The 14,661-nt window shown below is 71.4% G+C and carries 12 protein-coding genes; 10 read left to right on the top strand and 2 right to left on the bottom strand.

The window, feature by feature from the left end; genetic code table 11:
- Positions 1 to 7 precede the first annotated feature (7 nt).
- Together ACFC0Z_RS26775 and ACFC0Z_RS26770 are read right to left on the bottom strand one after the other, a co-directional pair.
- Positions 8 to 1,345 (bottom strand): polysialyltransferase family glycosyltransferase, encoded by a 1,338-nt coding sequence (locus ACFC0Z_RS26775; protein ID WP_376442846.1) that lies wholly within the window; start codon positions 1,343 to 1,345, stop codon positions 8 to 10.
- Positions 1,342 to 2,436 carry a glycosyltransferase family 2 protein gene (locus ACFC0Z_RS26770; protein ID WP_376442844.1) on the bottom strand — a complete coding sequence of 365 codons (1,095 nt, stop codon included), beginning with the start codon at positions 2,434 to 2,436 and terminating at the stop codon, positions 1,342 to 1,344. The genes ACFC0Z_RS26775 and ACFC0Z_RS26770 overlap by 4 nt, the downstream gene beginning before the upstream one ends.
- Positions 2,437 to 2,667: 231 nt before the next feature.
- On the opposite strand from ACFC0Z_RS26770, the gene ACFC0Z_RS26765 reads away from it, so the two are divergent.
- From ACFC0Z_RS26765 to ACFC0Z_RS26720, 10 genes are all read left to right on the top strand, one after another.
- Positions 2,668 to 4,002, top strand: coding sequence for a DUF6716 putative glycosyltransferase (locus ACFC0Z_RS26765; protein ID WP_376442841.1), 1,335 nt, complete (start codon positions 2,668 to 2,670; stop codon positions 4,000 to 4,002).
- The gene (locus ACFC0Z_RS26760; protein WP_376442838.1) at positions 4,002 to 5,261 is read left to right on the top strand and encodes a cytidylyltransferase domain-containing protein; all 1,260 of its coding nucleotides are present in this window, start codon (positions 4,002 to 4,004) and stop codon (positions 5,259 to 5,261) included. The genes ACFC0Z_RS26765 and ACFC0Z_RS26760 overlap by 1 nt, the downstream gene beginning before the upstream one ends.
- 9 nt (positions 5,262 to 5,270) lie before the next feature.
- On the top strand, positions 5,271 to 6,164 hold the full coding sequence (locus tag ACFC0Z_RS26755; protein WP_376442835.1) for an N-acetylneuraminate synthase family protein: 894 nt from the start codon (positions 5,271 to 5,273) through the stop codon (positions 6,162 to 6,164).
- Positions 6,161 to 7,225 carry a hypothetical protein gene (locus tag ACFC0Z_RS26750; protein WP_376442832.1) on the top strand — a complete coding sequence of 355 codons (1,065 nt, stop codon included), beginning with the start codon at positions 6,161 to 6,163 and terminating at the stop codon, positions 7,223 to 7,225. The genes ACFC0Z_RS26755 and ACFC0Z_RS26750 overlap by 4 nt, the downstream gene beginning before the upstream one ends.
- A 137-nt stretch (positions 7,226 to 7,362) precedes the next feature.
- A complete protein-coding gene (locus ACFC0Z_RS26745; protein ID WP_376442829.1) occupies positions 7,363 to 8,583 on the top strand; it encodes an amidohydrolase in 1,221 nt (406 codons plus the stop codon).
- Positions 8,584 to 8,888: 305 nt separating this feature from the next.
- Positions 8,889 to 9,941, top strand: a complete 1,053-nt coding sequence (locus tag ACFC0Z_RS26740) for a BMP family protein (protein WP_376442826.1) — start codon at positions 8,889 to 8,891, stop codon at positions 9,939 to 9,941.
- Between the two features lie 118 nt (positions 9,942 to 10,059).
- Positions 10,060 to 11,769, top strand: a complete 1,710-nt coding sequence (locus ACFC0Z_RS26735; RefSeq protein WP_376442823.1) for an ABC transporter ATP-binding protein — start codon at positions 10,060 to 10,062, stop codon at positions 11,767 to 11,769.
- Positions 11,766 to 12,890 carry an ABC transporter permease gene (locus ACFC0Z_RS26730; RefSeq protein WP_376442820.1) on the top strand — a complete coding sequence of 375 codons (1,125 nt, stop codon included), beginning with the start codon at positions 11,766 to 11,768 and terminating at the stop codon, positions 12,888 to 12,890. Before ACFC0Z_RS26735 ends, ACFC0Z_RS26730 begins: the two co-directional genes overlap by 4 nt.
- Positions 12,887 to 14,149: an ABC transporter permease gene (locus ACFC0Z_RS26725; protein WP_376442817.1), complete on the top strand. Its 1,263-nt coding sequence runs from the start codon at positions 12,887 to 12,889 to the stop codon at positions 14,147 to 14,149. Before ACFC0Z_RS26730 ends, ACFC0Z_RS26725 begins: the two co-directional genes overlap by 4 nt.
- A complete protein-coding gene (locus ACFC0Z_RS26720) occupies positions 14,146 to 14,589 on the top strand; it encodes a cytidine deaminase (protein ID WP_376442814.1) in 444 nt (147 codons plus the stop codon). The genes ACFC0Z_RS26725 and ACFC0Z_RS26720 overlap by 4 nt, the downstream gene beginning before the upstream one ends.
- Positions 14,590 to 14,661: the final 72 nt, after the last annotated feature.

Below are 14,661 nucleotides of genomic sequence, written 5' to 3'. Positions count from 1 at the left end.
GCGGCCCCTACTTGCGGGCCGCCGCCCGCTTCCTGAGCTCCTTCCGCAGCCGCAGCGCGCGCCGCGCCAGGCCCCTGACCTTCGGGTGCCGGGGCACGGGCAGGCCGCCCGGGAGGCTCAGGTAGGTCAGGCGGCGGCGGGTGAAGTGGACCCGGGTGCGCTCGGCGTACGGCCCCGACAGGTGGCGCGCCGCCGCCGGCCGCAGGTCGGCCCGTATCTTCGGCTGCATCGCGAAGCCGACCGCGGCGACGAGGTCGTTGAGGCCCGCCGCGTCCGGCACCGGGCCGCCGGACCCGTCGGCGCCCTCCTCCAGGGGCGGGATCACCGCGTCCACGACGGTCAGCGGGATCCGGTTGCTGTTCTGGAACGGGGTCAGCCGTTCCAGGAGCGTGCCGGTGCCGACCCGGGCGGTGGGCAGCCCGTAGAAGGAGTGCGCGGTGAGCAGCGCCGTCGAGAAGCAGCCGACGACGAGCGCGGGCCGGGTCTCGCGGTAGAGCACCTCGGCGAGGACCGGCCGGTCCTCGACGGTCAGCTCGGCGCCGAGCCGCTCCGCCTCCTCGGCCAGCGAGCTCGTCCAGCTGTCGGGGGCGGTCGGGTGCGGCTTGAAGACGAGCCTCCGGTGGCCGCGGGCGACGGCGCCCCTGACCATCCGCAGGTGGAGCTCCTCCTCCTCGGCCGCGGTGAGCAGCTTCAGGGCGGCGAGGTACTGCCCGAGGAGCAGCGCGGGGCCGGGCTCCCGAGCTTCCGCCCCCGCCAGTTCCGCGACGACCTTCGTGAACGCCTCGGCCGGTACGGTCTCGGGCACGGACCCGAACTCGGCGAGGAGCAGCGGCCGGAGCCCCGGGACGAGGTCCAGGTGGAGGAGGCGCGGGACCCGTCCGCCGATCATCGGGTCGATCTTGTTCCGGGTCGGTCCGTAGCTCATGAGCCCGTCGGCGTACACCGTGATCGAGGCGTCGGGCAGCAGCTGGGCGATGGCGAGCGCGGGGGTCACCTGGAGGGATTCCAGGGCGAGTTCGACCCGGTCGTCGCCGAGCCGCCAGAGCGTGCGCAGGTACCGCTGGAGCATCGGCAGGTCACTGGCCCGGGGCGTCCAGCCGGCGGGGTGGAGCGGGGAGATCGTCTCGTTCCAGGAGACGACCTCGTCGAAGCGGGCGCGGATCCGGTCGAATCCGTCGGCCTCGTCGAGCGCCGGGGTCGTCTCGGGCACGGCCGCGTTGTTGGTGACGAGGAGGATCCGGCGGTCGGCCCGGCCGAAGGAACCGCTGTCGAGCGCGGCGGCCAGCGTGGCCGCCCCGTAGAGGGTGGAGGCGGCGAAGATCTGCGTGGTCCGGCGGGCGCTCATGCCGCCACCTCCGGCGCACCGAGGGCGGAGGGGGCGGAGGGGGAGACGGGGGCGGCGGGGGCGACGGGGGAGGAGGACGGCCGGGTCACCGTCACCGCGACCGGCGCCGGGTCCGGCGCGGGCGGCGGCGGGGCGGGCCGCTGCTTGCGCAGCTTCCGCAGCATCACCGCGCGCTCCCCGCCCATCGCGGTCAGCGCGCCGTCGAGGACCTTCTGCGGCATGCGCCGCAGCGCGCCCGCGCTCATCGCCGTCAGCAGCTCGGCGACCTCGGGCTCGAATCGCTTGATGCCGCCGATGTGGTGGGAAATCAACGCGCAATAGGTGCGTACGGCCTTGGGGAGAAGAAGGTCCGCGTCCCGGTCCTGCGCGGTCTCCTCGATCACCTGGTCGAATGCGCGGATGAAATCCAATTGCCGGACATCACCGATCTGGGTGAGTGAGGTCGCGACCCCCCGGCGGTAGAAGACGCCGAGTTCGCCGATCGCCGCGAAGGATTCCGCCTCGCGGTGCAGCTTCCAGATCCAGGGCCGGTCCTCCGCCGTCCGCAGCCCGTGCGGGAAGTGCAGGAGGCCGCGCTCCAGGAGCCGGCGGTGGTAGATCCCGGCCCACGCGTACGGGTAGTCGACGGCGGTCGTGCGGTGGGCGGGCAGTATGGCCTCGCGCGGGTCGAGGGCCTCGTCGCGGCGGGGGACCGGCACCCGCCGGATCGAGCGGGCCCGGCCCGTCACCGAGACGTGGTCGGTACGGAGGAAGTCGACGCCCGTCCGGTCCATCGCGGCGACGAGCCGCTCGTAGTAGCCGGCGGCGAGCCAGTCGTCGCCGTCCAGGAAGGTGACGTACTCGCCCCTGGCCCTGTCCAGGCCGGTGTTCCGCGCGGTGGCGAGTCCCTGGTTGGCGGCGTGCCGGATCAGCACGGCACCCGGGACGTCGCCCACGGCCCGTTCGAGGATCTCCGGTGTGCCGTCCGACGAGCAGTCGTCGACGAGCAGGAACTCGAAGTCCTCGCGGGCGTTGGCGCGCAGGCTTGTGAGGGTGTCGGAGGCGTATGTCTGCACGTTGAAGAACGGCACGACGACGGAGAGCTTGACCACGCGGCCGACGCTAGGGCCCGACCCGGGCATTCCCCCCGACCGGTGGGGGGATATTCGGTGAACACCAAGCGGCGAGCCGCTTAACCGCCTTTCACAGAAGGGAAATCCAGCCCTCTCCCGGCCGGATTCCGGGTGCGTCCGAAGCTGCTTCAGAATGCGGAGGCGCTCTGTTCACCCGTTGTTGTGGCTCAGTTGGGCCGGAAAGCGACAGGCCCTTCTAGCGTCCTCGACGTGCCAGCAAGTAGCAGCGAAGCGGTACGGACCGCCGTACTCGCAGATTCCGACACCCGGTGGAAATGGGGCGCCCTCACCGCGCGCCGCATCACCGCGGCGACAGCCGAACCCACCGGTTTCGTCCTGCGCGGCAGGGCCACTCCCACCGCACGCCAGCTCGCCGAGACCGGGGTCTCCCGGGTCGCCCCGCGCGAGGTGACGGGCGCCGAGTTCCTGCGCGAGGTGCGGGACGCGGAGGCGCGCGGCGAGGGGTACGACGTCCTCGTCCTCGCCCTCGTCGGCGGCACCGTCCGCGCGGTCCTCCAGGGCATCGCCGACCTCGGCCTGAAGCGCCGCCCGGTGATCGTGACCGGCTACGTCGGGGTCGTGTACGAGAAGCTCGCCGACGGCCTCCTCCTCCGCCACGGCGCCGACGTCGTCCTCGCCAACTCCCGCCACGACGCCGAGCGTTTCCGCGCGGTGTACGAAGGAGTGGGCTACGAAGGAGTGGGCGCGGATTCCGGAGCCGGAGCCGATTCCGGCGCCGGAGCCGACTCCGTCGTCGAGGCCGCGCTCCCCTTCCTCGGCGGAGCCCCGTACGCCCCCCTGGCCGGCCGCGACACCCTCGTCTTCGCCGCGCAGCCCTCCGTGCCCGTCACCCGGGCCGAACGGGCCTACCTCCTGGGCCGGCTGACCGAGCACGCCCGGCTCCACCCCGGCCGCGAGGTCCTCCTCAAGCTCCGCTCGAAGCCGGGCGAACACACCACGCACCTGGAGGAGTTCCCGTACCAGAAGCTGGTCCGCGAACTCGACGCACCCGCCAACTTCCGTCTCGTGTACGGGAACATGGGCGAGGTCCTGGACCGCACCGACCTCCTGGTCACCGTCTCCTCCACGGCCGCCCTCGAAGCGCTCCACCGGCGGATCCCCACCGCGATCCTCACCGACTTCGGCATCCGCGAGGCGCTCGGCAACCACCACTTCGTCGGCTCCGGCCTGCTCACCTCCTTCGACCGGCTCGACAAGGGACGCGTCCCCGTGCCGGACGAGGAGTGGCTCGGCCGGCAGGGCGTCGCCTCCGACACCCCGTACGAGTCGGCCTTCGACGCGGCCCGCGACCGCGTCGCCGCGCTCCTCGCGCTCCCCGCGCTGCCCCCGCTCCGCCCCTACTACACCGCGGAGACGGCCCCCGGGTACCTGCCGGGGATCCTCGCCCGCCACCGCCTGGACGTCACCGCGCCGGAGCCCCGCGAGAGCGGACTGCGCCGGGTCGTGCGGGAGGCCGCGCGGGGCGCGTACCGCCACGGCGTGCAGCGCGTGGCCCCCGTCATCCGCCGCCTGGGAGAACTGTGATGCCGAAGAACGAGCCGACGAGCCGGCCGACGAGCCCGCACGCGAGCCGGACCCCCACGGTCCTCGCCGTGATCCCCGCCCGGGGCGGCTCCAAGGGCGTCCCCGCCAAGAACCTCGTCCCCGTCGCCGGGGTCCCCCTGGTGGCCCGCGCCGTCCACGCCTGCCTCGGTGCCCGGCCCGTCACGCACGTGGTCGTCTCCACCGACGACGAGGCCATCGCGGCGGCGGCCCGTACCGCCGGGGCCGAGGCCGTGCGCCGCCCCGCCGACATCGCGGGGGACACCGCGACCAGCGAGGCGGCCGTCCTGCACGCCATGGACGCCTTCGAGGCGGTCCACGGCCGCCCCGCCGACGTCGTCCTCCTCGTCCAGTGCACGAGCCCCTTCCTCACCTCCGCCGAGGTCGCCGAGACCGCCGACCGGGTCGCCTCGGGCGCCGCGGACACCGCCTTCACGGCCGCCCCCACCCACGGATTCCTGTGGCGCGAGACGGCGGAGGGCGGCGCCGAGGGCGTCAACCACGACAAGGCCCACCGGCCCCGCCGCCAGGACCGCGAGCCCGAATACCTGGAGACCGGCGCCGTCTACGCGATGGACGCGCCCGGCTTCCGCACCCACGGCCACCGCTTCTTCGGCCGCACCGCGCTCGTCGTCACCGACCCCGCCCGGGTCCTGGAGATCGACGACCCGCACGACCTCGCCCGCGCCAAGGCCCTGGCTCCGCTCCTCGACGCGCCCGCCACCCCGGGCTTCGCCGACGTCGACGCGGTCGTCCTCGACTTCGACGGCACGCAGACCGACGACCGGGTCCATCTCGACGCGGAGGGACGCGAGTTCGTCTCCGCCCACCGCGGCGACGGCCTCGGCATCGCGGCCCTGCGCCGCGCCGGACTGCCCGTCCTCATCCTCTCCACCGAGCAGAACGCCGTCGTCGCGGCCCGCGCCCGCAAGCTCAAGATCCCCGTCCTGCACGGCATCGACCGCAAGGACCGGGCCCTCAAGGAGTGGTGCGACGCCGAGGGCATCGACCCCCAGCGCGTCCTCTACGCCGGAAACGACGTCAACGACCTGCCCTGCTTCCACCTCGTCGGCTGGCCCGTCGCCGTGAGCAGCGCCCACGACTCCGTACGGGCCGCGGCCCGCGCGGTCACCACCACCCCCGGCGGTTTCGGCGCGATCCGCGAGATCGCCGCCTGGCTCCTCGGACCCGAGCTCACCGCCCCCACGCCCCTCAGCACCCCCCGCACCACCAACTCCTAAGGAACCACCGTGAACACCCGTCTGCGCACCTTCGGCTCCAAGACCGCCGGCCCGGGTCAGCCCGTCTACATCACCGGCGAGATCGGCATCAACCACAACGGCGAGCTGGAGAACGCCCTCGCGCTCATCGACGTCGCCGCCGAGGCCGGCTGTGACGCCGTCAAGTTCCAGAAGCGCACCCCGGAGATCTGCACCCCGCGCGACCAGTGGGACATCGAGCGCGACACCCCCTGGGGCCGCATGACCTACATCGACTACCGCCACCGCGTGGAGTTCGGCGAGGACGAGTACCGCGCCATCGACGAGCACTGCAAGAAGCGCGGCATCGACTGGTTCGCCTCCCCGTGGGACACCGAGGCCGTCGCCTTCCTGGAGAAGTTCGACGTCCCGGCCCACAAGGTCGCCTCCGCCTCCCTCACCGACGACGAGCTCCTCCGCGAGCTGCGCGCCACCGGCCGCACGGTGATCCTCTCCACCGGCATGTCGACGCCGAAGCAGATCCGGCACGCCGTCGAGGTCCTCGGCTCGGACAACATCCTGCTCTGCCACGCCACCTCGACCTACCCGGCCAAGGCCGAGGAGCTCAACCTCCGCGTGATCAACACGCTCAAGGAGGAGTACCCGAACGTCCCGATCGGCTACTCCGGCCACGAGACCGGCCTCCAGACCACCCTGGCCGCCGTCGCCCTCGGCGCCACCTTCGTCGAGCGCCACATCACCCTCGACCGCGCCATGTGGGGCTCCGACCAGGCCGCCTCCGTCGAGCCGCAGGGCCTCCAGCGCCTCGTCCGCGACATCCGCACCATCGAGACCGCGCTCGGCGACGGGATCAAGAAGGTGTACGAGTCGGAGCTCGGCCCGATGAAGAAGCTCCGCCGGGTCCAGGGGCTCGTCGCCGCATGACCGGGCAGCTGGCGTTCGTCGAGAGCCCGGTCCAGCTCCTCAACGTCCTGGAATGGGCGCACACGCAGGCGCCCGGCCGGGCCCCCGGCGAGCCGCCCGCGCCCGCCCTCACGGTCGTCGTCCTCTCGCCGACCGACCCCATGTCGCGGGGCCAGCTGCGCCGCATGGCCCAGCTGGCCCGCGACGACGGGCTCACCGTCCACTGGCAGGAGGCCCGCGCCGGCCGCGGCGCCCTCGCCCGCACCCTGCGCGGGCTCGCCGGGCCGCTGCGAGCGGCCGAGCGGGTCGTCATCGGTGACCCGTTCTCCCGCTACGTCCAGCTCCTCCTGACGCTCTTCGCCCCGCGGTGCCTCACCGTGGTCGACGACGGCACCGCGACGATGGAGTTCGCCGCCCAGCTCGGCCGCGGCGAGCGCCTGGTCCGCTGGCACCGCAAGGGCAGCCTCGGCCCGCGCGAGCTGGTCCTCGCCCCCGTCACCTCGATGGCCAGACGGCGCCTCGCCCCCGCCCGCGGCCGTACGGTCGAGATCTTCACCTCCCTGCCCGTCGAGGCGCCCCCCGGCGTCGAGGTCACGCGGAACGACTACGCCTGGACCCGGGACCGCTTCGGACCGCCCTCCCTCACCGGCGGCGCGGACCTGGTCGGCACCTCGCTCGTGGAGACCGGGGTCGTCGACTCCGACCACTACCTGCGGGTCGTCGGCGGGCTGGCCCGGGCGCACGGGGCGACCCGCTACTTCGCGCACCGCAGGGAGAGCGCCGAGAAGCTGCACGCCGTCGCCGTCGGGACCGGCCTCCAGATCGTCCGGCCCGACCTGCCCCTGGAGCTCATCGCCCGCCGCGGACCCATCGGCCGCACGGTCGTGAGCTTTCCGTCCACGGTCGTCCACACGCTGCCGCTGGCCCTCGTCGGCACGGGCGTGAAGGTCGCCGTCGTCGAGATCGCGCCCGAGTGGCTCCGGGCCACCGCCTCACCGCGCGCCCAGGGCTTCCTGTCGGGGATCGCGGGCACGGCGGCCCACGAGGTCGACCGCCTGAGCACCCGACTGGAATTCGGCTGAGGAGGCACAGGGATCGAGCGACCCTACCCACATCGTGGGACCTTCATGCCTGGTAAACCGAGAATCTTTCCCCTATCGGGCTGAACTTTTCGTGATCAATGGGCAGTTGATCTCCAAAGGGGCCTACCCTTCAAAAGGTGAACCAGTTGAAGTCCCGTGAGCCAGGCTCCACCACCCTGCCCGGAACGCTGTCCGCACCCCTGCGCGCCGAACTGATCGCCTTCCGCAGGGACTTGCACATGCACCCCGAGCTGGGCAACCAGGAGTTCCGTACGACCGCCGCGCTCAAGGCCCGCCTGGAGGCGGCCGGCCTCGCGCCGAAGGTCCTTCCTGGCGGCACGGGACTCATCTGTGACATCGGAACTCCGGACAGGCACCGGCCGATGCTCGCCGTGCGCGCCGACCTCGACGCGCTGCCCATCCCGGACGTGAAGACCGTCGCCTACCGCTCCACCGTGGCCAACCGCGCCCACGCCTGCGGACACGACGTCCACACCACCACCGTCCTGGGCGCCGGGCTCGTCCTCGCCGAGCTCGCCCGCCAGGGCCGGCTGCCCGCCCCCGTACGGCTCCTCTTCCAGCCCGCCGAGGAGGTGCTCCCCGGCGGCGCCGCCGACGCCATCCAGGCCGGGGTGCTCGACGGCGTCGGCCGGATCATCGCCGTCCACTGCGACCCCAAGGTCGACGTCGGCAAGATCGGGCTCCGCGTCGGCCCCATCACGAGCGCCTGCGACCGGCTCGAAGTCACCCTCGACGGCCCCGGCGGCCACACCGCCCGCCCGCACCTGACGACCGACCTCGTCACCGCCGCCGCCCGCGTCGCCGTCGACGTCCCGGCCGTCCTCTCCCGCCGCGTCGACGCCCGCTCGGGCCTCTCCGTCACCTGGGGCCGTATCGAGTCCGGCCACGCGCCCAACGTGATCCCGCAGCACGCCGAGCTCTCCGGCACCGTCCGCTGCCTCGACCTGCCCACCTGGCGTGCCGCGCCCGACCTCATCCACGCGGCGATCGACGAGGTCGCGAGCCTGCACCGGGCCAAGTCGACGGTGAACTACGTCCGGGGCGTCCCCCCGGTCGTCAACGACGCGGCCGTCGCCGAGCTCCTCGCCGACGCCATGACCGCCCGCAGGGGCGCGCACGCCATCGAGGACACCGAGCAGAGCCTCGGCGGCGAGGACTTCTCCTGGTACCTGGAGCACGTCCCCGGCGCCATGGCCCGCCTCGGCGTCCGCACCCCCGGCGACACGCGCGTCCGGGACCTCCACGCGGGCGACTTCGACGTGGACGAGCGGAGCATCGAGTCGGCGGTCGAACTCTTCACCGCCGCGGCCCTCCTCGACGCGGACGTACGTCGCTGAACCCCGGGAATCGGGGCCGGGTGATCAATCCCACGTAGGTCCGCTCAGATGAGCGCGAAAGGCACTCCTCAGCCGTCCGGCCGACGGCCCGGCGTGTCCCAATTCGCGCTCTGGCCAAGGCTCGTACCAGCCTGTATAACCGGCGGTACCTGGTCGAACGCCGCCCGTGGCCCCCTCCCGGGACCTTGCGACGATCCGATAACGACTCATGAACGGGTCTTTAACTGACATCTACGCGCGTTACGATCGCCGCGAAACCAGCGCCGGAAGAGGCGCTTTCGGTCAGTCTTGAAGGGACCCTCCTCTTGCGCCGGATCACCAGGATCACGACCGTGGGCATCGCCTCCGCGGCGCTCGCCCTGTCCGCCACCGCCTGTGGCAAGTCGTCCAACGACTCGGGCTCCAGCTCCGACTCGAAGGCGACCAAGGCCGCCATCGCGTACGACATCGGCGGCCGTGGCGACCAGTCGTTCAACGACGCCGCCTACGCGGGCCTGAAGAAGGCCGAGGACGAGCTCGGCGTCAAGGGTGCCGAGGCCGAGCCGTCGGCCGGCGAGGGCGACGCCGACAAGGTGCAGCGCCTCACCGCGCTCGCCCGCGCCGGCAACAACCCGGTCATCGGTGTCGGCTTCGCCTACGCCCCGGCGATCGAGAAGGTCGCGAAGGCGTACCCGAAGACCACCTTCGGCATCATCGACGACACCTCGAAGACCGGCGCGAACATCGCCAACCTGGTCTTCAACGAGGAGCAGGGCTCCTACCTGGCCGGCGTCGCCGCCGCCAAGGCGTCCAAGACCGGCACGGTCGGCTTCATCGGCGGTGTCGAGGTTCCGCTGATCAAGAAGTTCGAGGCGGGCTTCGCGCAGGGCGTCAAGGACACCAACCCCAAGGCGAAGGTGCTCGTCCAGTACCTGACCCAGCCGCCGAACTTCGACGGTTTCGCCAAGCCCGACCTGGGCAAGGCCGCCGCGCAGGGCCAGCTCGACAAGGGCGCCGACGTGGTCTACGCCGCCGCCGGTCTCGCCGGCTCCGGCGCGATCGAGGCCGCCTCCACCGCGGGCAAGTGGGCCATCGGCGTCGACTCCGACCAGTACAACCAGGCGGGTCTGGCCAAGTACAAGGCCCAGATCCTGACCTCGGTCACCAAGGACGTCTCGGACTCCGTCTTCAACCTGATCAAGTCGGTCAAGGACGGCAAGCCGCAGTCCGGTGAGGTCCGCTACGGCCTCGCGACCGACGGCGTCGGCCTGGCCGAGTCGAACCCGGCCTACACCAAGATGACCGACGTGACCGAGGCTGTCGCCAAGGCCAAGAAGGACATCGTCGACGGCAAGATCACGGTCAAGACCGCTCCGTAAGGACCGCAGGTCACGACCTGATTCCCGGGCCCGGCGTCCGGTGGCACAGCCCACCGGACCCGGGCCTGGGTCCCATTCCCGTACGGGTTTTCATTTTTCGGCAGCGCTACGCGTGTAGATGTCTCCCTGGCACGATAACTTCGCCCCGCCCTGCCTCCCCGCTCCCACTCCTTCCGGCCAAGGAGAGTGCGTCATCAACGCGTCCAGCCCCCCTGCCGTAGAACTCCACGGCATCACCAAGCGGTTCCCCGGCGTCGTCGCCAACAAGGACATCGCGATCACGGTCCGCAAGGGCACCGTGCACGCCCTCATCGGCGAGAACGGTGCCGGCAAGTCGACCCTCATGAAGATCCTCTACGGCATGCAGAAGCCGGACGAGGGCACCATCGCCATCGACGGCGAGCAGGTCACCTTCTCCAGCCCCGGTGACGCCATCGCGCGCGGCATCGGCATGGTGCACCAGCACTTCATGCTCGCCGACAACCTCACCGTCCTGGAGAACGTCGTCCTCGGCGGCGAGAAGCTCTACGGCATCGGCGCCAAGGCGCGGAAGAAGATCCTGGAGATCTCCGACCAGTACGGCCTCGGGGTCCGCCCCGACGCCCTCGTCGAGGACCTCGGTGTCGCCGACCGCCAGCGCGTGGAGATCCTCAAGGTCCTCTACCGCGGCGCCCGCATCCTCATCCTCGACGAGCCGACCGCCGTGCTCGTCCCGCAGGAGGTCGACGCGCTCTTCGACAACCTGCGCGAGCTCAAGTCCGAGGGCCTGACCGTCATCTTCATCTCGCACAAGCTGGGCGAGGTCCTGAAGGTCGCGGACGACATCACCGTCATCCGCCGGGGCACCACCGTCGGCACCGCCGACCCGAAGACCGCCACCACCAAGCAGCTCGCCGAGCTGATGGTCGGCAGCGAGCTGCCCTCGCCGGAGACCCGCGAGTCGACCGTCACCGACGTGCCGATGCTCCAGGTCGCGAACCTGACCCTGGTCGAGAGCGGCACCGGCGGTGCCCCGCTCACCACGGCCGCTCCCGCCGACCCGTCGAAGGCCGTCACGGTCCACGAGGAGGTCGCGGTCGGCCGCAAGCTCCTCGACGACATCTCGCTCACCATCCACAAGGGCGAGATCCTCGGCATCGCCGGCGTCGAGGGCAACGGCCAGACCGAGCTCATCGAGGCCCTCATGGGCATGTGCACCCCCGACGCGGGTGTCATCAGCCTCGACGGCCAGGACATCTCCAAGGTCTCGGTGCGCAAGCGCCGCGAGGGCGGCATCGGCTACATCCCCGAGGACCGCCACCGCCACGGCCTGCTCCTCGAAGCCCCGCTCTGGGAGAACCGCATCCTCGGCCACGTCACCGAGGAGCCCAACTCCAAGCGCGGCATCCTCGACCCGAAGGCCGCCCGCAAGGACACCGAGCGGATCGTCCGCGAGTACGACGTCCGGACCCCCGGCATCGACGTCACCGCGGCCTCCCTCTCCGGCGGCAACCAGCAGAAGCTGATCGTCGGCCGCGAGATGAGCCACGCCCCGAAGTTCCTGATCGCCGCCCACCCCACCCGTGGTGTGGACGTCGGCGCGCAGGCGCAGATCTGGGACGCCATCCGCGACGCCCGCCGCGAGGGCCTGGCGGTCCTGCTGATCTCCGCCGACCTCGACGAGCTGATCGGCCTCTCCGACACCCTCCGGGTCATGTACCGCGGCAAGCTCGTCGCGGACGCCGACCCCGCCACCATCACGCCCGAGGAGCTGGGCTCCGCCATGACCGGCGCGGCCACCGGCCACCTCGAAGGCACCGAGCAGTCCGAAGACGGTGACGCCCGATGATGAAATTCGACAAGGACAAGCTGATCATCGGGGCCGCGGGCCCGGTGCTCGCGCTCGTCTCCTCGTTCGTCCTCACCGTCCTGGTGCTGCTCGCGACGGGTCTCGACCCGATCGAGCCGATCCGGCTGATGATCGAGAACGCCGAGTACACGGACATCCAGGTACTGATCGTCAACCAGACGGGCATCTACTACCTGGCCGCCCTGGCTGTCGCCATCGGCTTCCGGATGAACCTCTTCAACATCGGCGTCGACGGCCAGTACCGCCTCGCGGCGATGGTCTCGGCCCTCGTCGGCGCCTCCGTGGAGCTCCCCGGTCCGCTGCACATCCTGCTGATCGTGCTCGTCGCGATGCTCACCGGTGCCTTCTGGTCCGGCATCGCCGGTCTCCTCAAGACCACCCGCGGTGTGTCCGAGGTCGTCTCGACGATCATGCTGAACGCCATCGCGACCTCCCTGGTCGCCTGGCTGATCCTGCCGAAGAACTTCGGCGTCCAGCCCGAGGGCTCGAACAACCTCACCACCGGTGAGATCTCCGAGTCCGGCTGGTTCCCCGGCATCGACATGGGCGAGGGCAACGGAGTCATCTACGGCTTCACCTTCGTCGCGCTCGCCCTCGGCGTCGTCTACTGGTTCGTCCTCAACCGCACCCGGTTCGGCTTCGACCTGCGCGCCACCGGCGCCAGCGAGTCCGCCGCCCAGGCCAGCGGCGTCGACGCCAAGCGGATGATCCTCACCTCGATGCTGCTCTCGGGCGCCCTGGCCGGCCTCTCCGGCATGCCGACGCTGCTCGGCGAGTCCCACACGTACAGCCTCGACTTCCCGGTCGGCGTCGGCTTCACCGCCATCACGATCGCCCTCCTCGGCCGTAACCACCCGGTCGGCATCCTCTTCGCGGCCCTGCTCTTCGCGTTCCTCGACAAGGCGTCCTCGTCGCTGGACACCGCGGGTTACCCGAAGGAAATCACCCAGATCATGCAGGGCATCATCGTGATCGCGGTCGTCGTCTCGTACGAGCTCGTCCGCCGTTACGGCCTCCGCCGCCAGCAGCAGAAGGTCGGCGAGGAGCTCGCCGCCGGCGGCGCCATCAAGACCGAAGCCGACAAGGAGGTCTCGGCATGAGCACCGGCACTGTCACCAAGCCGAGCGCCGCGCCCAAGGGCGGCGGACGCCAGAAGCTCACCCTGCCGTGGATCATGCTGATCGTCGCGGCCGGTCTCGTCCTCTTCTCGCTGGTCCGGGTCGTCTCCGGCGCCGACGACCTCACCTCCGTCGGTCAGGTCTCCGGCGCGCTCCAGCTCGCCGTCCCGATCGGCCTCGCCGGTCTCGGCGGCCTGTGGGCCGAGCGCGCGGGCGTCGTCAACATCGGCCTCGAAGGCATGATGATCCTCGGCACCTGGTTCGGCGCCTGGGCCGGCTACCAGTGGGGCCCCTGGGTGGGCGTCCTGTTCGGCCTGCTCGGCGGCGCGCTCGGCGGCCTGCTGCACGCGATCATCACCGTCACGTTCAACGTGAACCACATCGTCTCCGGTGTGGCGGTCAACATCCTCGCGGTCGGCTTCACGCAGTACCTGTCGAACTTCACCTTCGCCGAGGCCGAGGGCGGCTCCTCCAAGCAGTCCCCGCGCATCGACGAGATCACCACGATCACGATCCCAGGGTTGTCGGACTGGCTCCAGGACCTCCAGCAGAAGCACTGGTTCCTGATCTCCGACATCGCCGGCATCCTCGGCGGCCTGGTCACCAACCTGTCGCTGCTGACCGTCGTCGCCATCCTGCTCATCCCGGCGACCTGGTGGCTCCTGTGGCGCACCGCCTTCGGTCTGCGCCTGCGCTCCTGCGGTGAGAACCCGGTCGCGGCCGAGTCCCTCGGTGTGAACGTCTACAAGTACAAGTACATCGCCGTCGCCACCTCCGGCGCCCTCGCGGGCCTCGGCGGCGCGTTCCTCGCGATCGTCTCCACCGGCATCTACCAGGAGGGCCAGACCGGCGGCCGCGGCTACATCGGTCTCGCCGCGATGATCTTCGGTAACTGGATGCCCGGCGGCATGGCGCTCGGCGCCGGCCTCTTCGGCTTCACCGACAGCCTCAAGCTGCGCGGCGGCGCCGAGAACGTCCACGCGCTGCTGCTGCTCGTCGCGGTCCTCCTGGTGATCGCCGCCGTCTGGCAGCTGTACAAGAAGAAGTACGTCCCCGGCATCGTCGCCGCCGCCTTCTCGGCCGTCTTCTTCCTCTGGTACGCCCTGACGGACGAGGTCCCGAGCCAGTTCGTCGACGCGGCCCCGTACATCACCACCCTGCTCGTGCTGGCCCTCTCGGCGCAGCGCCTGCGGATGCCGAAGGCGGACGGTCTGCCCTACCGAAAGGGCCAGGGCAAGTGACGACCTCCTCTCCGGAGTCGTCCCCGGAGTCGTCCCCGGAGTCGACCCTCCCCGAGTCCGGCTGGGAAGCCCTCCGTACCGAGGCGCGCGCGGCGATGGGCCGCGCGTACGCCCCGTACTCCGGCTTCCCGGTCGGCGCGGCGGCCCTCGTCGACGACGGGCGCACGGTCTCCGGCTGCAACGTCGAGAACGCCTCCTTCGGCCTCGCCCTGTGCGCCGAGTGCGGTCTCGTCTCGCAGCTCCAGGCGACCGGCGGCGGCCGTCTGACGCACTTCGTGTGCGTGGACGGCCGGGGCGAGTCCCTGGTCCCGTGCGGCCGCTGCCGGCAGCTCCTGTACGAGTTCGGCGGCGCCGAGCTCGTCCTGGAGACGCCCGGCGGGTTCCTGACCCTGGGGGAGATGCTCCCGCAGGCGTTCGGCCCCGAACACCTCGCCAAGTAAGGCCCCGGAGCGGCCCTTCGTGCACGATGGAAGGGTCGCTCCCCCCTTTCCCTCCCCTCTATGCGCGTAGAA

This window comes from Streptomyces sp. NPDC056144 (genome assembly GCF_042264145.1).
GTDB lineage: Bacteria > Actinomycetota > Actinomycetes > Streptomycetales > Streptomycetaceae > Streptomyces.
The sequence above is the reverse complement of the archived record's forward strand: the minus strand, read 5'-3'. Positions and strand labels throughout refer to the sequence as shown.